The sequence below is a fragment of the Spirillospora sp. NPDC052242 genome (assembly GCF_040679555.1).
Classification (GTDB): domain Bacteria; phylum Actinomycetota; class Actinomycetes; order Streptosporangiales; family Streptosporangiaceae; genus Spirillospora.
In genome coordinates this window covers 1-16,258 of sequence record NZ_JBFAUZ010000047.1, presented here as the reverse complement: position 1 = coordinate 16,258, position 16,258 = coordinate 1, and the positions used below count along the sequence as shown (strand labels likewise).

14 protein-coding genes are annotated in these 16,258 nt (G+C 75.9%); 5 read left to right on the top strand and 9 right to left on the bottom strand.

Annotation, left to right across the window (positions count from 1 at the left end; translation table 11 throughout):
- The first annotated feature begins 9 nt into the window (after positions 1-9).
- Positions 10-888, top strand: coding sequence for a glycosyltransferase family 2 protein (locus AB0L25_RS31430; RefSeq protein ID WP_500176360.1), 879 nt, complete (start codon positions 10-12; stop codon positions 886-888).
- On the opposite strand, the gene AB0L25_RS31425 is transcribed toward AB0L25_RS31430, so the two are convergent.
- Positions 882-2,306 carry an MFS transporter gene (locus AB0L25_RS31425; protein ID WP_500176359.1) on the bottom strand — a complete coding sequence of 475 codons (1,425 nt, stop codon included), beginning with the start codon at positions 2,304-2,306 and terminating at the stop codon, positions 882-884. The two genes, AB0L25_RS31430 and AB0L25_RS31425, sit on opposite strands and share 7 nt — an antisense overlap.
- A gap of 102 nt (positions 2,307-2,408) precedes the next feature.
- Here AB0L25_RS31425 and AB0L25_RS31420 point away from each other — a divergent pair, with 102 nt between their 5' ends.
- Entirely contained in the window at positions 2,409-3,338 is a 930-nt protein-coding gene (locus tag AB0L25_RS31420) for a helix-turn-helix transcriptional regulator (protein ID WP_500176358.1), read from the top strand.
- A 49-nt stretch (positions 3,339-3,387) separates the two neighbouring features.
- Here the strand turns inward: AB0L25_RS31420 and AB0L25_RS31415 are convergent, their stop codons facing one another.
- From AB0L25_RS31415 to mgrA, 3 genes are all read right to left on the bottom strand, one after another.
- Positions 3,388-3,708, bottom strand: coding sequence for a DUF6343 family protein (locus tag AB0L25_RS31415; RefSeq protein ID WP_500176357.1), 321 nt, complete (start codon positions 3,706-3,708; stop codon positions 3,388-3,390).
- Between the two features lie 2 nt (positions 3,709-3,710).
- Complete coding sequence (locus AB0L25_RS31410; RefSeq protein WP_500176356.1) at positions 3,711-4,163, bottom strand: YbhB/YbcL family Raf kinase inhibitor-like protein; 453 nt, start codon at positions 4,161-4,163, stop codon at positions 3,711-3,713.
- A 79-nt stretch (positions 4,164-4,242) separates the two neighbouring features.
- Positions 4,243-5,268, bottom strand: coding sequence for an L-glyceraldehyde 3-phosphate reductase (mgrA, locus tag AB0L25_RS31405; protein WP_500176355.1), 1,026 nt, complete (start codon positions 5,266-5,268; stop codon positions 4,243-4,245).
- A gap of 99 nt (positions 5,269-5,367) precedes the next feature.
- Between mgrA and AB0L25_RS31400 the strand changes: the two genes are divergently transcribed.
- Positions 5,368-8,709, top strand: a complete 3,342-nt coding sequence (locus AB0L25_RS31400) for a hypothetical protein (protein ID WP_500176354.1) — start codon at positions 5,368-5,370, stop codon at positions 8,707-8,709.
- A gap of 18 nt (positions 8,710-8,727) precedes the next feature.
- On the opposite strand, the gene AB0L25_RS31395 is transcribed toward AB0L25_RS31400, so the two are convergent.
- The 3 genes from AB0L25_RS31395 to AB0L25_RS31385 all read right to left on the bottom strand — a co-directional run bounded on the left by AB0L25_RS31395 (position 8,728) and on the right by AB0L25_RS31385 (position 11,820).
- Entirely contained in the window at positions 8,728-9,159 is a 432-nt protein-coding gene (locus AB0L25_RS31395; RefSeq protein ID WP_500176353.1) for a hypothetical protein, read from the bottom strand.
- Positions 9,160-9,290: 131 nt separating this feature from the next.
- Positions 9,291-10,670, bottom strand: a complete 1,380-nt coding sequence (locus tag AB0L25_RS31390; protein ID WP_500176352.1) for an NADP-dependent succinic semialdehyde dehydrogenase — start codon at positions 10,668-10,670, stop codon at positions 9,291-9,293.
- 115 nt (positions 10,671-10,785) lie between these two features.
- Positions 10,786-11,820, bottom strand: a complete 1,035-nt coding sequence (locus AB0L25_RS31385) for a lactonase family protein (RefSeq protein ID WP_500176350.1) — start codon at positions 11,818-11,820, stop codon at positions 10,786-10,788.
- A gap of 215 nt (positions 11,821-12,035) precedes the next feature.
- Between AB0L25_RS31385 and AB0L25_RS31380 the strand changes: the two genes are divergently transcribed.
- Positions 12,036-13,373, top strand: a complete 1,338-nt coding sequence (locus tag AB0L25_RS31380) for an MFS transporter (protein ID WP_500176349.1) — start codon at positions 12,036-12,038, stop codon at positions 13,371-13,373.
- Between the two features lie 99 nt (positions 13,374-13,472).
- On the opposite strand, the gene AB0L25_RS31375 is transcribed toward AB0L25_RS31380, so the two are convergent.
- Positions 13,473-14,285 (bottom strand): acyl-CoA thioesterase, encoded by an 813-nt coding sequence (locus tag AB0L25_RS31375; RefSeq protein WP_500176348.1) that lies wholly within the window; start codon positions 14,283-14,285, stop codon positions 13,473-13,475.
- 192 nt (positions 14,286-14,477) lie between these two features.
- Here AB0L25_RS31375 and pgi point away from each other — a divergent pair, with 192 nt between their 5' ends.
- A complete protein-coding gene (pgi, locus tag AB0L25_RS31370; protein ID WP_500176347.1) occupies positions 14,478-16,124 on the top strand; it encodes a glucose-6-phosphate isomerase in 1,647 nt (548 codons plus the stop codon).
- On the opposite strand, the gene AB0L25_RS31365 is transcribed toward pgi, so the two are convergent.
- A complete protein-coding gene (locus tag AB0L25_RS31365) occupies positions 16,021-16,245 on the bottom strand; it encodes a hypothetical protein (protein WP_500176418.1) in 225 nt (74 codons plus the stop codon). The two genes, pgi and AB0L25_RS31365, sit on opposite strands and share 104 nt — an antisense overlap.
- Between the last annotated feature and the right edge of the window lie 13 nt (positions 16,246-16,258).

Genomic DNA, 16,258 nt, shown 5'->3' with positions numbered 1-16,258 from the left:
GACCCGCACATGACCGACATCCGCGCCGAAGCCGCCGCCGTCCGCGTGCGTCCGCCCGAGACGTCCGGGGTCACGATCGTCGTCGCGACCCGCGACCGCGCCCCGGAGCTGCGCCGCAGCCTCGCCCGGCACGCCGCCCCGGTGATCGTCGCCGACAACGCGTCCGCCGACGGCACCGCCGACGTCGCCGCGGCGGCGGGCGCCCGGGTGCTGCGGCTGCCGGGCAACCGCGGCGCCGCCGCCCGCAACGCCGGCGCGGTCGAGGCCGGCACCCGCTACGTCGCGTTCGCCGACGACGACTCCTGGTGGGCGCCCGGTTCGCTGGCCCGCGCCGTCGAGATCCTCGACGCGCACCCGCGGGTCGCGCTGCTCGCGGCCCGCGTGCTCGTCGGGCCGGAGGAACGGCTCGAGCCGGTGTCGGACGAGATGGCCGCCGCGCCCCTCGGCCGCCCGGACGGGCTGCCGGGCCCCGCGATCCTCGGCTTCCTCGCCTGCTCGGTCGTCGTGCGGCGCGACGCGTTCCTCGACGCCGGAGGCTTCTCGGACGTCCTGCACTTCGCGGGCGAGGAGGAGCTGCTGGCCCTCGACCTGGCCGCCGCGGGCTGGGGGCTGGCGTACGTGCCCGAGCTGGTCGTCCACCACCATCCGTCGCGGGCGGGCCGCGACCCGGCCGGGCGCCGCCGCCGGGAGGTCCGCAACCGGCTCCTCACGGCGTGGCTGCGGCGCCCGCCGCGGGTGGTGGCCCGCGCCGCCGCGTCCGCGCTGCGCACCCCGGACGGCCGCGCCGGGCTCGCCGCCGCCGTCCGGATGCTGCCCCGCGTGCTGCGGGACCGCCGGCCCCTCCCGCCCGGCGTCGAGGCCGACCGCGCCCGGCTCGAGGGCTACTGAGCCCCGGCGGGACGGCGGCGGGCCAGCAGCAGGCCCGCGACGACGCCCGCCGCGGCGACCGCCGCGAGCGCCCAGCCGGTGCCGTACTCGGCGTGCCGGGTGGAGCCGGAGTCGCCCGCCAGCGAGAGGAACAGGGTCCCGATGGTCGCGATGCCGACGACGTTCGCGAGCGGCATGATCGTCAGCAGCAGGCCGCTGGCGTCCGCCGCGTCCCCGGCCGGGACGTGCTCCAGCGCGGCCGTCATGATGATCGACATCACGCCGAGACCGAACCCGATCACCGCGGTCAGCGCCTCGTAGCCCGCGCCGCCGCCCGCGAGCGGCCCCACCCACAGGTAGCCCGCGGCGGCGAGCGCGAACCCGGCCGGGATCAGCGGCCGGTGCCACCGGGCCGGGAGCCGCTGCCAGGTCAGCCCGACGAACCCGAACGCGACCACGCACGGCACGAACGCCAGCCCCGACTCCATCGGCGACATCTCCAGGTCGCCCTGCAGGTGCAGGGTCGTGGTGAACAGGAACGAGCCCCAGCTCCCCGGCCCGGCCAGGATCGCGACGCACGCGGGGATCATCCGGGGCGCGCGCAGCGCCCCCGGGGAGAGCAGCGGCCGCCCGCCCCGCGCCGTCAGGCGCCGCTCCACGGCGACGAAGGCGGCCAGGAAACCGGCGCCCGCGGCCAGCGAGATCCAGCCCCACACCGGCCAGCCGAGTTCGTGGCCGAGGATCAGCGGCACGACGAACAGCAGCACCGCGGGGGTCAGCGTCAGCAGGCCCGGCACGTCCAGCGACGCCCGTCCGGGGCGGCCGTCGGGCGCCAGCAGGCGCGGGCCCGCCAGCAGCAGGACGATCCCGATCGGGACGTTCACCAGGAACACCGACCGCCAGCCCGCGCCGAACAGGTCCGCGCTCACCAGCAGGCCGCCCGCCACCTGCCCGACGACGACGCCGCCCGCGATGATCGCCGTGTAGAAGCCCAGCGCCCGGGCCCGCGCCGCGCCCGTGAAGTCGCGCTGGATCATCGACATGACCTGCGGTGTCATCAGCGCGGCGGCGGCGCCCTGCAGGAACCGGAACAGCACGAGCGTCCACACCGACGGCGCCAGCCCGCAGGCCAGCGAGGCGGCCGTGAACGCCGCCAGCCCCAGGTGGTACATCCGCCGGTGGCCCGCGACGGCGCCGAGCCGGGCCCCCGTGATCAGCAGGACGGCGTAGGAGATCGTGTATCCGGCCACGACGAGCTGCAGGCCCGCGCCGGAGGCGTCCAGGTCGTCCCGCAGCGACGGCAGCGCCACGTTGACGACGTTGACGTCGAGGACGGCCATGAACTGGCCGAGGAGTATCAGGGCGAGGGCCCGCCCGCCGGATCCCGTCCGCGGCCCCTGGTCGGGAATGCTCCCGCGCAGATCGGTTGTCTGTGTCATGGGGATCAGCCTCGCGAGGCTTCGGTACCGGTAACGAGAGCCCTCCGATACTGGTACTGACGGCACCTGGATGCGGGGCGCGGGCCGAGGCACTCTGGAGCGGTGACGGTGACGGGAATCCAGCCGGGTACGCGGCCGGGAGCGACGACCGGGACGGACGGGCGCGGGGACGCGCGGGGCGGCCCGCGGCGCCGGACCGAGCTGGCCGCGTTCCTGCGCACCCGGCGGGAGCGGATCACGCCCGCGGACGTCGGGATGCCGCCGGGCCCCCGGCGCCGCACGCCGGGGCTGCGCCGCGAGGAGGTCGCGCAGCTCGCCGGGGTCGGCGTCACCTGGTACACGTGGCTGGAGCAGGGGCGACCGATCAACGCGAGCCCGCAGGTCCTCGACGCGGTCGCCCGCACCCTGCGGCTGGACGGCGCCGAGCGGGAGCACCTGTACCGGCTCGCCGAGGTGCCCGACACCGCCGTCCCCGACGACGCGGGGACGCTGCCCCGCACCGTCCAGCCGATCCTGGACGCCCTGGACCCGATGCCCGCCGCGGTCGTGAACGGGCGCTCCGACATCCTCGCCTGGAACCGCGGCTACGCGGCGATCTTCCCGCAGATCCCGGCGGCCCGCCCGTGCGAGCGGAACTCGCTGTGGATGACGTTCACGCTGCCGCCGTGCTGCAACCCGGTGGTGAACTTCGCCGAGGAGGCGCCGCTGTACGTCGCGATGTTCCGGTACCGCTACAGCGGCCACCTGGACGAGCCCGCCTGGAAGGACCTCGTCCGGCGGCTGCGGGCCGCCAGCCCCGAGTTCGCGCGGCTGTGGGCGTCGCACGACGTCGCGCTGCCGGAGGCGCGGGTGAAGGTCTTCCGGCACCCCGCCGTCGGCGAGATCCGCACCCAGACCACCAACCTGGACGTCACCGCGGCCCCCGGCACCCGGATGATCGTGTACACCCCGATCGGCGCCGCCGGCCGCGGGCTGGTGGAGCGGCTGATCGACGACCCGGACGCGGCCGCCCGGGCGCTCCACCCCCACTGACCGCGCCGCACGTGCGCCGTCGGCCGGCGGCGCCGGTCGTCCGGGCGGGTCAGGGGCGGGCGCGGCGCGCGATGGCGACCAGGTCGATCGCGGCGATGACGGCGACGGCCGCGCACAGTCCCGCCGCCGCCCACTCCCCGTCGCCGCCGTCCGCGGCGGCGCTCACCGCGAAGACGATCGCGGCGGCGGCCGCCGCGACCAGCGCGACCGACGACAGCACCGCCCGCAGCCGCAGCGGGCTGCGGGCGGTGAGCGGCTCGGTGCCGGACCGCCGTCCGCGGCGGTCCGGACGGTGCCCCCGCTCGTCTCCCCGGCCGTTCCCACGGCCGTTCTCCGGTCGCCGCGGGCCGGGCCCGCCGAGGCCGGCCACGGCTACCGCGCGAACGTGCCGACGAGCGTCCCCGACGCCACGATCTTGTCCTGCATCGCGTCGCGCAGGTCCTCCGCCGTGAACCCGGGGTCCAGCCCGGACGGCTCCGACAGCCCGTACAGCCGGAAGAAGTAGCGGTGCGGGTCGTCGCCGACCGGCGGTTTCGGGCCGCCGTACCCCTCGGCGCCGAAGTCGTTGCGGCCGAGGACCGCCCCGGTCGGCCGCTCGCCCGGGTCCAGCCCGGTCGTCACCGGGTCGATCCCGGCCACCAGCCAGTGCGCGAAGGTGCCGCTGGGCGCGTCCGGGTCCTCGCAGGCCAGCGCGAGCTCCACCACCTCCTCGGGGGCGTCCGACCACTCCAGCGGCGGGGACACGTCGCCGCTGTCGTGCGAGTACTCCGCCGGGATGATCGTGTGATCGTTGAACGCTTCGCTGCGCAGGGTCATCTCCTCCATGCCGACCCCGTGCCCGGATGGAACGGGACAAACCGTGCACGGCTCCGGCCGTCCCGTCCCGCGCTCGCCGGTCAGCCGGTCAGCCCGCGCTGGACGCCGCCCAGATGTTGATGCCCGCCTCCACCGCGTCCCGGTCGATCGCGGCCAGCTCGTCGGCGGTGAAGTCCGGCCGGTCCAGGGCGGCGAGGTTCTCCTCGAGCTGGGCGACGCTGCTCGCGCCGATCAGCGCCGAGGTGACCCGCCCGTCCCGAAGCGACCAGGAGAGGGCCATCTGCGCGAGGGACTGGCCCCGCCCCGCGGCGATCTCGTTCAGCGTCCGGACGTGCCGCAGGTTCTCCTCCGTCAGCAGGTCCGCCGAGAAGGACGTGCCCCTGCTCGCCCGCGACCCCGCCGGAACCCCGTCGAGGTACTTGCCGGTCAGCATCCCCTGCGCCAGCGGCGAGAACGCGATGCAGCCGGCGCCCTCCGCCTCCAGCGTGTCGAGCAGCCCGCCCTCGATCCACCGGTTCAGCATCGAGTACGACGGCTGGTGGATCAGCAGCGGCGTGCCCATCTCCCGCAGGATCGCCGCGGCCTCCGCCGTCCGCTCCGGCGAGTACGACGAGATGCCCGCGTACAGCGCCTTCCCGGACCGGACGGCGTGGTCGAGCGCGCCCATCGTCTCCTCGAGCGGCGTCTCCGGGTCGAACCGGTGGCTGTAGAAGATGTCGACGTAGTCCACGCCCATCCGCCGCAGCGACTGGTCCAGGCTGGCGAGCAGGTACTTGCGCGAGCCCCACTCGCCGTACGGGCCGGGCCACATGTCGTACCCCGCCTTCGTCGAGATGATCATCTCGTCGCGGTAGGGGGCGAGGTCCGCGCGCAGGATCCGGCCGAAGTTGCTCTCCGCGGAGCCGTACGGCGGGCCGTAGTTGTTCGCCAGGTCGAAGTGCGTCACCCCGAGGTCGAACGCACGGCGCAGGATCGCCCGCTGCACGTCCAGCGGACGGTCGTCGCCGAAGTTGTGCCACAGCCCGAGCGAGATCGCCGGGAGCCGCAGCCCGCTGCGCCCGCACCGCCGGTAGGGCATCTGGTCGTATCGATCGTCAGCGGCCACATAGGTCATGGTCACGATTGTGTCAGCGGCCGGGACTTGCCGAACCGGCGCCGGAGCGTCCATGATCGCACCCATGACGATCAGGAAGGGCGGTCTCCGCCCGGGCCGTTGAGCCCCACCGCGCCGGTCCAGGAACCGGCCGAAGAACGCGCGGGCGAACTCCTCGCGCGCGTCGAACCCCTCCCGTACCCGGAGCGCATGCGCGCCCTGGCCCTGCACGCCCGGCGCCTCGCCGGGACCCCCGCGCTGAGCGCGCTCCTCGACGAGCTGTCCGCGGGCGGCCGGTACGAGCGCCGCACCGCACTGCACATAGCGATGGCCGCCCGCGATCTCCCGTTCATCGAGCTGGCCCTCGCGGGCCCCGATCCGGCAATGCGGCGGGCCGCGCTGCGCGCCGTCCGGACGCTCCCCGTCGCCGACGACGCGGCGGCGGCCGTCCTCGACGACGCCCCCGCCGATCTGCGGCAGGCGTTCTACCGGACGCTGCGGCACGGCGACCGCGCCGCGCTCGCAGACCGGCTCCTGCCGGACGTCCGGGCCCGCCGGGGCGACCGGGAGGCGGCCGCGCTGCTGCCCGCCTGCTCCGGCGAGGCGGTCGCCCGGTGGCTGCCGGACCTGGACCACGCCGTCACCGCGTGGCGGGCCCTCGCCGAGCGGCATCCCGGCCCGTTCCTGGCGCTCGCCCGCGAGCGGGCGGCGGGCTGGGGCTGGCTGCGGCGCCGCGCGGCCGCCGTCCCGCCCTTGGCCCGGCACGACCCGGCGGGGCTGCTGGAGCTGCTCGAACGGGAGGACGTCCGGAACGTCGCGCGGCGACGGCTCCCGAAGGCGGTCGCGCGGCGGTTGTTCGCGGTCGACGCCGTCCGCGCCGCCCGGCTGGCGATCGCCCCGGGCGGCCCGAGCGGCGGGCTGTTCTCGCGCGACGAGCATCTGCGATCCCTGCCCGACCGGGAACTGCTGGACACCCTGCCGGCCGACGGCCACGGACTCGCCCGGAAGTTCGCGCTCCTCCCGCCGGGGCGCCGCGGCCCGCTGTTCGACGCGATCGCGGAGCGGCGCGGGGGCCCGTTCCAGGCCCTGCACACGTACCCGCTGCTCCCGCTGCTGCCACCGGACCGCGCCGCGGCCGAGGCGCGGCGGATGCTCGACTGGCACGCCTCGGTGTGGCACTCGGCCCGCCTCCAGCTGGACGACCCCGACATCCCGCTGAAACTCACCGCCCACCTCCCGTACGAGGAGGCGGGCGGGCCGCTGCGGGAGGCGGCGCTCACCGGCGACCCGAGGCGGCGCGGGCTCGCCCGCGGGCTCCTGGTCGGGGCCGCGGCCCGCACCGGCGACGGCACGGTGCTGCTCGGCGTGGTCCGCGAGCTGGCGGACCGCGCCCGCAACGAGCGCGACCCGCTGCGGCGCGCGCTGATCGAGGCGCTCGCGTCCGTCCCGGTGGCCCTGCTGGGCGGCGCGCTCGCCGGACCGCTGGACGGGCTCGCCGCGGCGGCCGTCGAGTCCCGCGACTCCTCGCGGCAGACGCGGCGGGCACTGCGGAACCTGGCCGACCGCGCGCTCGCCCACGCCCCGGACCTGCGGCCGTGGGCGTACGGGGTCTACGACCGGCTGGTGGCGCGGTGCGGCACCGAGCAGCTCCAGGACGACGACCACTACCTCGACACGGTCCTGCCGCGCGGCGCCGAGCACGACCTGCTGGACGTCCTGCGCCCCCGGCTGCGGGCCGCCCGCGAACGGCGCGATCCCGCGCTCGCGATCGAGCTGGCGTGGTCCCTCGACCGCCGGGCCTTCCGGCTGGAGGAGATCCAGGACGACCTGCGCGCCGGGGCGCTCGACCGTGCGGGCGCCCTCGCCGCGCAGGCCGCCGAGATCTGGCTCGCGGACCCGGCCCACCGCGCCGCGCGCGCCGCGGAGCTCGTGGCGGCCGACCCGGCCGCGGTCGAGGTGCCCGCGGTCTGGCGCGTGGTCGCGAGCCGCCGCACCGACCTGCTCGGGCGCGTCGCCCTGGGGGAGGGGACGTCCCGGGTGCGGCGGCAGGACCCGGGACGCTGGACGCCCGCCCAGGTCGAGCGGGTCCGGGAGGCGCTGAACGGCGTGGCGGACGACGACGCCCCGGCCGCGGGCACGCGGATCGCGGCCGTCGCGTCCCTCGGCCGCCTCCCCGGGACCCTCGACGATCTCGCCGCGCGGGCCGGCGGGTCCGACGCCGTCGTCGCGGAGGCCGCGATGGAGGCGATGGCGGGGACGGACCGCCCGGCGGAGGCGCTCGGCCTGCTGCTCGGGTTCGCGCGCGGCACGGGCTCGCCGTACGCGGTCGCGGCGGCCGCCGGGTGCTGCGCCGCGGTGGCGCCGTCCACGCTCGGTCCCGTCCTGGCCGGGACGCTGACCGGGCCGGACGCGAAGGTGACGACGCGCAAGCAGGCCGCCCGGCTGCTGGAACGGCTGCGGCCGCCCGGCGCCGTGGACGCCCTGCTCGGCGCATGGCGCGACCCCGGCCTGCACCGGGACGTGCGCGCCGCCGTCGCGGCGGCGCTGCGCCGGTTCCCCGACGACCCCCGGGCGTTCGCCGCCCTGGACGACGCGGCCGGGCCGTACGCGTCCGAACCGCTGCTGCGCACGCTCTTCCAGGCGAAGCCGGACGAGTACCCGCCCGCCGCCCGCCCACGGTACGCCGCGCTGGTCAGGCGGCTGCTGGCCGCCGCGGACGGTCCCGGCGTGCGGTTCCGCGGTACGGGGGCGTTCGGGCTATGGGCCTACCACTACGAGGGCGGGGCCGAGGATCTCCTCGCCGCCGTGGGGGAGCCCGCGGACCCCGCGGGGGACGCCGAGCTGCCCGTCCTGCTGGCGCTGATGGGCGCCGGGGCGGTGCGCACGGAGGTCCTCGGCGTCCTGGAGCGGCTGCTGCCCGCGGCCGGTTCGCGCGGGACCGCCCGGCGCCGGCTGCTCGCCCTCGTCCGGCAGATCGGGGCGCGGCGCGGCCGGGGGCACGCCGACCCCGGGGAGGCCGACCTGGCCCGCCGGACGGCCGCGCTGCTGGCGCCCCATCCGCTCCACCTCCGGCAGGTCGTGGACCTGACGTTCGCGTTCCCGCCGCTGTCCGACCCCGACCGGGCCTCGGCGGACGAGCTCGCCGAGGCCCTCGGGTCCCTCGCGGAGCTGCTGCGCGACCGGCCGGCACTGGCTTCCGAGGCGGACTGGCTGTTCAGGAGCGTCTTCGGCCACCGGAGCGGGCGGCGGACGCCGATGCCGCCGTCCCTGCTCCTGCCCGCCGTGCGGGGCCTCGTCGCGCAGGGGCACCTGGTGGCGCACCTGCTGGCGATGCGGGCCGCCGGCACGGCGGGCGAGGCGGCGGGGTGGCCGGACGAGTGGCGGTCGGTGCTGGACGACCTGCGCCGTTCGCCGCACGTGGACGTCCGGGTGCAGGCGATCGACGTCGACCCGGACCGGTGACCTCGCCGCTGGACGGGGTCAGCCGCGGCGGCGCAGCGCGGTGTACTGCACCGCCGCGAAGCCCGCCACGGCGATCGCCTGAAGCACCGCCCACGCGGCGCCCGCGGTGGTGAGCGAGAACCAGCCCAGCGCGACCGTCACGACGCTGAGGACCGTCCACAGCAGGTTGACCTCGACGACGGCGGTGACGGCGAGCCGGTTCGGGCGGGCGGGCACCGACACCGCCCAGACGAGCGCCGCGTAGCCGAGCAGGAAGGCGCCGATCGCGCGTCCGGGCCCGGGGTCGAGGCCGATGAGGTCCTCCACCGGGCCCGCGAGCGCCAGGTAGGCGAGGCCGTTGGCGGCGGTCACGCCGGCGTCGAGGCGGAGCGCGAGGCGGAGCAGGCGGGCGCCGTCGGCGAGCAGGCCCCGGGCGGGACGGTTCTCGGTGCTGTAAGCGGTCGTGGTCATCGGGATTCCTTTCCTCGTGCCGATGCCACGACGCTATGAGCGCGGAGGTCACCGCGGCGATTACCCGGGACGTAACCGTGCGCGTATTCCGGCCCGGGTTTCGTCACGGATTTCCGCTTGGGGTTTGCCGGCTAGGCGGCCCAAATCGTCTTGGCGTTGCAGAATTCGCGCATTCCCTCGGCGGACAGCTCCCGCCCGTACCCGGAGCGCTTGACGCCGCCGAACGGCAGCTGCGGGTACGAGGTCGTCATCCCGTTGACGAAGACCTGCCCGGCGTCCAGCTCCCGGACGAACCGGTCCCGCTCGGCGTCGTCGCGCGTCCACGCGTTGGAGCCGAGCCCGAAGCCGGTCGCGTTCGCCAGCTCGATCGCCGTGTCGATGCCGCGCACCCGGAACAGCGACGCGACGGGCCCGAACACCTCCTCGTGGAACATCCGCATCTCGGTGGTCACGTCCGCGATCACCGTCGGCGGGTAGTACCAGCCGGGACGGTCCGGGCGCTCGCCCCCGCACAGCACGCGGGCGCCCTTGCCGACGGCGTCCGCGACCAGCTCCTCGACGTCGGCGCGGCCGTCCTCGCTGACCAGCGGCCCGACGTCGGTGCCCGGGTCCATGGGGTCGCCGACCCGCTTGCCGCGCATGGCCTCGACGAACAGGGCCTGGAACTCGTCGGCGCAGTCCTCGTGGACGATGAACCGCTTCGCCGAGATGCAGCTCTGCCCGTTGTTGAGGCACCGCGAGTCGGCGGCGGTCCGCGCGGCCGCCGCGACGTCGGCCGACGGCATGACCACGAACGGGTCGCTGCCGCCGAGTTCCAGCACCGTCGGCTTGATCTCGTCCCCGGCGATCGAGGCCACCGACCGTCCGGCGGGCTCGCTGCCGGTGAGCGTGGCGGCCTTCACCCGGGGATCGCGCAGCACCCGCTCGACCTTGGACGACCCGATCAGCAGCGTCTGGAACGCGCCCTCGGGGAACCCGGCGCGGCGGAACAGGTCCGCCACGAACAGCGCGGTCTGCGGGACGTTCGAGGAGTGCTTGAGCAGCCCGACGTTGCCCGCCATCAGCGCGGGCGCCGCGAACCGGATCACCTGAAAGAGCGGGAAGTTCCACGGCATCACCGCCAGCACCGGCCCCATCGGCTCGTACCGGACGTACGCGTCCCGCGCCCCCACGTCGGCGGGGTCGGCCGGACGGTGGTCGGCGAGGAACCCGGCCGCGTTCTCGGCGTAGAAGCGGCACGCCTTCGCGCACTTGCGCACCTCGGCCTCGGCGGCGGCGAGCGGCTTGCCCATCTCCGCGGTGATCATGGCGCCGATCTCCCCGGCCTCCCGGTCGAGGACGTCGGCCGCCGCGTTCATCCATTCGGCGCGCTGCTCGACGCCGGTGTTCCGGTAGGTCGCGAAGGTCTCCGCCGCCAGCGCCACGCGCCGGTCGATCTCCTCGTCCGCGGCCTCGTCGAAGGTCTTCTCGACCTTTCCCGTGGCGGGATTGGTCGTGGCGATCGTCGTCATATGCGGACACTCCCTGAATGTTGCGATTCATCCGGGGGGGTGCCCGGGCGGCGCACCGGAAAACCGGGTCCCGGGCGGGCGGTCGCGGGCCGGTGCGCCCGCCCACCGCGGACCGCTACAGGACGGGCGCGAGGCACACCGGCGCGGGCACCGCCAGCGGCTCCCCGGCCGGGACGGGCACGCCGTCGCCGCCGATCCGGAAGGTGGCGATCGCGTCGCTCCGCTCGTTCGCGACGTGCAGCCACGGGCCGTCCACGTGCAGGTCGCGCGGCCACGCACCGCCGGACGGGACGTCCGCGACGGGCTCGAGCCGCGCGCCGCCGTCCACGATCCGGTGGGCCGTCACCACGTCGGCGCCCCGCGTGGACGTGTAGAGGAACCGGCCGTCGTCCCCGAGCTTGATCGCGGCGCACTGGGCGAGGCCGCCGCCGGGCGAGGCCAGCGCGGGCGTCTCGCCGAGGACCTCCAGCGCCGCGTACCCGTGCTCGGGCCCCGCGACCGGCCGCAGGACCAGCACCGTCCCGGCGAGCTCGGTGATCACGTAGACGTGCCCGCTCGGGTGGAGGGCGAGGTGGCGCGGGCCGCACCCGGCCGGCAGGGGCGTCTCGCCGGCGAGGCGCAGGCCGCCGCCCTCGAGCCGGAACGCGCGGACCAGGTCGGCGCCGAGGTCGGTGGTCAGCACGAGGCCGTCGGGCGCGGACACGGCCATGTGGGCGTGGGGGCCCTCCTGCCGGTCGGCCACGGGGCCCGTGCCGTGGCCCTCCGCCACGGCGGGCTCGCCCGCGAACCCGCCGCCGGGCGCGAGCGGCACGGCCCGGACCGTCCCCGACCCGTAGTCGGCGACCAGCAGGTGCCCGGCGCCGGGCGTCACCGACACGTGGCACGGCAGGGCGCCCGCGTCGCGCCGCCCGATCTCGCGCAGCCCGTCGCCGGCGACCTCGAAGGCCGTGACGCCGCCCGCGTCCTCCTCGCGCACCGCGTAGACGATCCGGCCGTCCGGGTGGGCGGCGAGGTAGGAGGGGGAGGCGGCCTCGGCGGCGAGCCGCGGGTCGGCGAGGGTCCCGTCGGCGCGGCGCCGGACCCGGTAGACGCCCGCGCCGCCGCCCGCCTCGCCGGTGTACGTGCCCACCCAGAACGCCCGCTCGTCCACCCGGACCCCCGTTTCCCGCCGTTCCGCGAACCGGCCGTCCGGGCGGACGGCCGGAGGCGAGCCTAACGCGGGCGGCCCGGCTTCCGGGCGACGCCGCAGCTCACATCCCGAAGCCGGAGATAAACGTGACAAACCCCATACACTCGCCCGATTTAGCAAGGTCTGCGAAGTTCTTCGCGTTTAATGCCCTTTGCTGTTTCTTGGGGGAGAGGAGCGTGACGTTCCCGGTGATGCTGCGCTCGCTGCGCCATCACAACTACCGGCTCTGGGCCATTGCCGACTTCGTCTCCATCACGGGGACGTGGATGCAGGTCCTCGCCCTCAACTGGCTCATCCTGTCCATCACGGGATCGGCGACCAGCGTCGGACTCGGCCTGGTCATGCAGGCGCTGCCGACGATGCTGATCGGGCCCTGGGGCGGCGTGATCGCCGACCGGCTGCCCGTCCGCGGGATCGTCGGCGCGGGCCAGCTCGTCCAGGCGGCGCTGTCCACGGTGCTGGCCTGCATCGCGCTCGGCGAGCCGTCCTCGGTCGGCGCCCTCTACGCGATCTCGCTGGCGTCCGGGCTGGCGACCGCGCTGACCTCGCCCGCCCTCGGCCGGTTCGGCGCCGAGGTCGTCGGCCCCGACGACCTGTCCAACGGCCTCGCGCTCGGCTCGGTGCTCAGCTCCGGCGGCCGGATCCTCGGCATGAGCCTCGCCGGAGTCGTGATCCCCCTCTTCGGCGTGCCCGGCGCGTTCTTCGCCAACGCCGCCAGCTTCCTCGGCGTCCTGGTCGCGCTCGCGCTCATGCGCCGCCGGGAGTTCCACCGCCTCCCGCCGTCCGAACCGGGGGAGCGCGGCATCGCCGCCGGGTTCCGGTACGTGCTGCGCGACCCCCGCATGCTGATCATGTTCGGGCTCGCGTTCGTCCTCGGCAGCCTCGGACGCAACTACCAGGTCACCATGGCCGCCATGGCGGAGGGCCCGCTGGCCGCCGGCGCCTCCGGCTACGGCGCGCTGTCGGTCGCCTTCGCCGTCGGCACCGTGCTCGGCGGCGTCTACGCCGCGTCCCGCCTCCGCCTCCCGCTGCGGCTGCTGCTGATCGCCGCGACCGTCTGCGCCGCCGGGCAGATGCTCAGCGGCGGCGCGCCCACGCTCCTGCTGTTCGGCGCCGCGATGCTCCCGATCGCCGCGGCGGCGGTCGTCCTGGACACCACCGTCAGCACGCGCGTCCAGCTCGACAGCCCCGGCCACCTGCGCGGCCGGGTGATCTCCGCGCAGGGCATGGTGGGCGCCGCGTCCGGCACCGTCGGCGGCCCCGCCCTCGGCGTCCTGTGCGACACGCTCGGCCCGCGCGCGGCGCTCGTCCTCGCCGGCGCCGGCAGCCTCGCCGCCGCGCTGGCCGCCGCCTACGGCTTCGCCCGCCTGCGCCGCACCCGCCCCGCGACCCCGGCGGCCACCGGACCGGCGCCGACCGCGATCACGCCGCCGCTCACCGCCGCGCCCCCCGTGCCCGCGCGGCCCGCACCGTCCACCGCGCAACCGCCCGCACCGGCGCCCGCCGGCAGGTGACCGCGCGCCCTGCCCAGCCACAGGCCGGCCGTGCGGGACGCGACACCGACGTGAGGGCCGCTCGTGGGCATCGAGACCAGGTACTCGACAGGTTCTCGCTCACGCTCCGGTCGCGGGGCGTAGAAGGGCCTCTTGGGCGATGGACGCCAGCAGGGTGCCGTCCGCCGTGTGCAGGGTGCCGCGGGCCAGGCCGCGGGCGCCGTGGTTCGTCACCGGGTCCACCGAGTACAGCAGCCACCGGTCGACGCGCGGCGGGCGGTGGAACCACACGGCGTGGTCGAGGGTGACGGCCGTGGCGAGCCGGCGGGGGGAGCCCGGGGCGCGGGCGCTGCTCACCACGCCCATGTCCGTCAGGTAGGCGATGAGGCACGCGTGCAGGGCCGGATCGTCCCCGACGGTTCCGGACGCGCGGATCCAGAACGGGTGCGGGAGCCGGAACTCGTCCTCCGCGGGCGGGTTCACCACGCGGATGTCGAACCCGACGGGATGCTTGAAGAACGCGGGCAGCTCCGCGCGCGGCAGCGTCTCCGGCGCGGGCGTCCCGGACGGCGCCGCGGGCTGCCAGTCGAACCCGTCCTCGGGCTCGTGGAAGGACGCGATCAGCTCCAGGATCGGCTTGCCGCCCTGGCTCGCCGTCACGTGCCGGGTCGAGAACGAGCGCCCGTCCCGGGTCCGGGCGACGTCGAGCGTCAGCGGCTCGTCCGGCATGCCGGGGCGGATGAAGTAGGCGTGCAGGGAGTGCGGCGGGCGCCCGCCCGCGGTCAGGCACGCGGCCCGCAGGCTCTGCCCGGCGACCTGGCCGCCGAACAGCCGCGGCCGTCCCACCGACGGCGCGGTGGCCAGGAAGGAGTCCTCGCCGAGCGCCGTCAGGTCGAACAGCCGCGTGATGTCGTGCGGAACCTCGTCGCTCATGAACGCACCCCTCCTGCCGGACCGGATGGCGCGACCCTATCCGCGCCGGGATCGAAACGGGCATCCGGGGCGGAACCCCTACCGCGCGGGGACGGCCTTCGTGCGGTGACGGGGCGCCGCCCTATGATCGCGTCGGGTACGGGGAGCGCCCGGGGGTACGGCGCCCGTCCCGGCGAGGAGATGAGAGAGGCAATGGCTGATATCACCGAGGCGCCCGAATGGTCCGCGCTGGCCGAGCACCAGGCCGCGCTGGCCGGGCGGCACCTGCGCGAGCTGTTCGCGGACGACCCGGGGCGCGCCGACCGCATGACGGTGACCGCGGGCGACCTGCACCTGGACTACTCCAAGCACCGGGTCACCGGCGAGACGATCGGGCTGCTGACCGCCCTCGCCGAACGCGCGGGGCTGCGCGAGCGGATCGACGCGATGTTCGCGGGGGAGCACATCAACGTCAGCGAGGACCGGGCCGTCCTGCACACCGCGCTGCGGCTGCCGCCCGGCGCGGAGCTGATGGTGGACGGGCAGAACGTCGCGGGCGACGTGCACGCCGTCCTCGACCGGATGGCCGACTTCGCGGGGCGGGTCCGCGCGGGGGAGTGGACCGGGTTCACCGGCGAGCGGATCCGGACGGTCGTCAACATCGGCATCGGCGGGTCCGACCTCGGCCCCGCCATGGCCTACGAGGCCCTCCGCGACTACGTGGACGCCGGCATCGCGTGCAGGTTCGTGTCGAACGTCGACCCGGCGGACGTCAGCGCCGCCCTCGCGGACCTCGATCCCGCGACGACGCTGTTCGTGATCAGCTCCAAGACGTTCGGGACGCTGGAGACCCTCACCAACGCCCGGGTCGCGCGGACCTGGCTCGTGGAGCGGCTCGGCGACGAGGCGGCCGTGTCGCGGCACTTCGTCGCGGTGTCCACCAACGCCGACCGGGTCGCCGAGTTCGGCATCGACACCGCCACCATGTTCGGCTTCTGGGACTGGGTGGGCGGCCGCTACTCGCTCGACTCCGCGATCGGCCTGTCGCTGATGATCGCCATCGGCAGCGAGGCGTTCCGCGAGATGCTCGCGGGCTTCCGGGAGATCGACGAGCACTTCCGCACGGCGCCGCTCGACGCCAACATGCCCGTCCTGATGGGCCTGCTCGGCGTGTGGTACACCGATTTCTTCGGCGCCCAGACCCGGGCCGTGCTGCCCTACAGCCAGCGGCTGGCGCGGTTCCCCGCCTACCTGCAGCAGCTCACGATGGAGTCGAACGGCAAGTCGGTGCGGGCCGACGGCGCCCCGGTCGTCGCGCAGACCGGCGCGATCTTCTGGGGCGAGCCCGGGACGAACGGGCAGCACGCCTTCTACCAGCTGCTCCACCAGGGGACCCGGCTCGTCCCCGCCGACTTCATCGGCTTCGCCGAGCCGTTCGAGGACCACGCCGTCGACGGGTCGGCGGGCATGCACGACCTCCTGACCGCGAACATGCTCGCCCAGTCGTCCGCGCTCGCGTTCGGCAAGACGGCCGAGGAGATCGCCGCCGAGGGGACGCCCGCCGCGATCGTCCCGCACAAGGTCATGCCGGGGAACCGGCCCACCAGCACGATCCTGGTGCCGAAGCTGACCCCGAAGACCCTCGGCGAGCTGATCGCCCTGTACGAGCACGTCGTGTTCGTCGAGGGCACGATCTGGGGCATCGACTCCTTCGACCAGTGGGGCGTCGAGCTCGGCAAGGTCATGGCGCAGGACCTCACGCCCGCGCTGACGTCCGCCGAGCCGCCCGCCGCCGCGCCGGACCCGTCGACGGCCGCGCTCGTCCGCCGCTACCGGGAGCTGCGCGGCCGGGCGGTCTGACCCCGGGCGCGCGCGTGACACGGAAAAGGGAAGCGGGAGGTGACAGCGCCACCACCGCGACCTTGGTGGCGCAGTAGACCGCGATCCCCGGAGTGGTCACCTTGCCCGCCATGGACGCCACGTTCACGATGTGG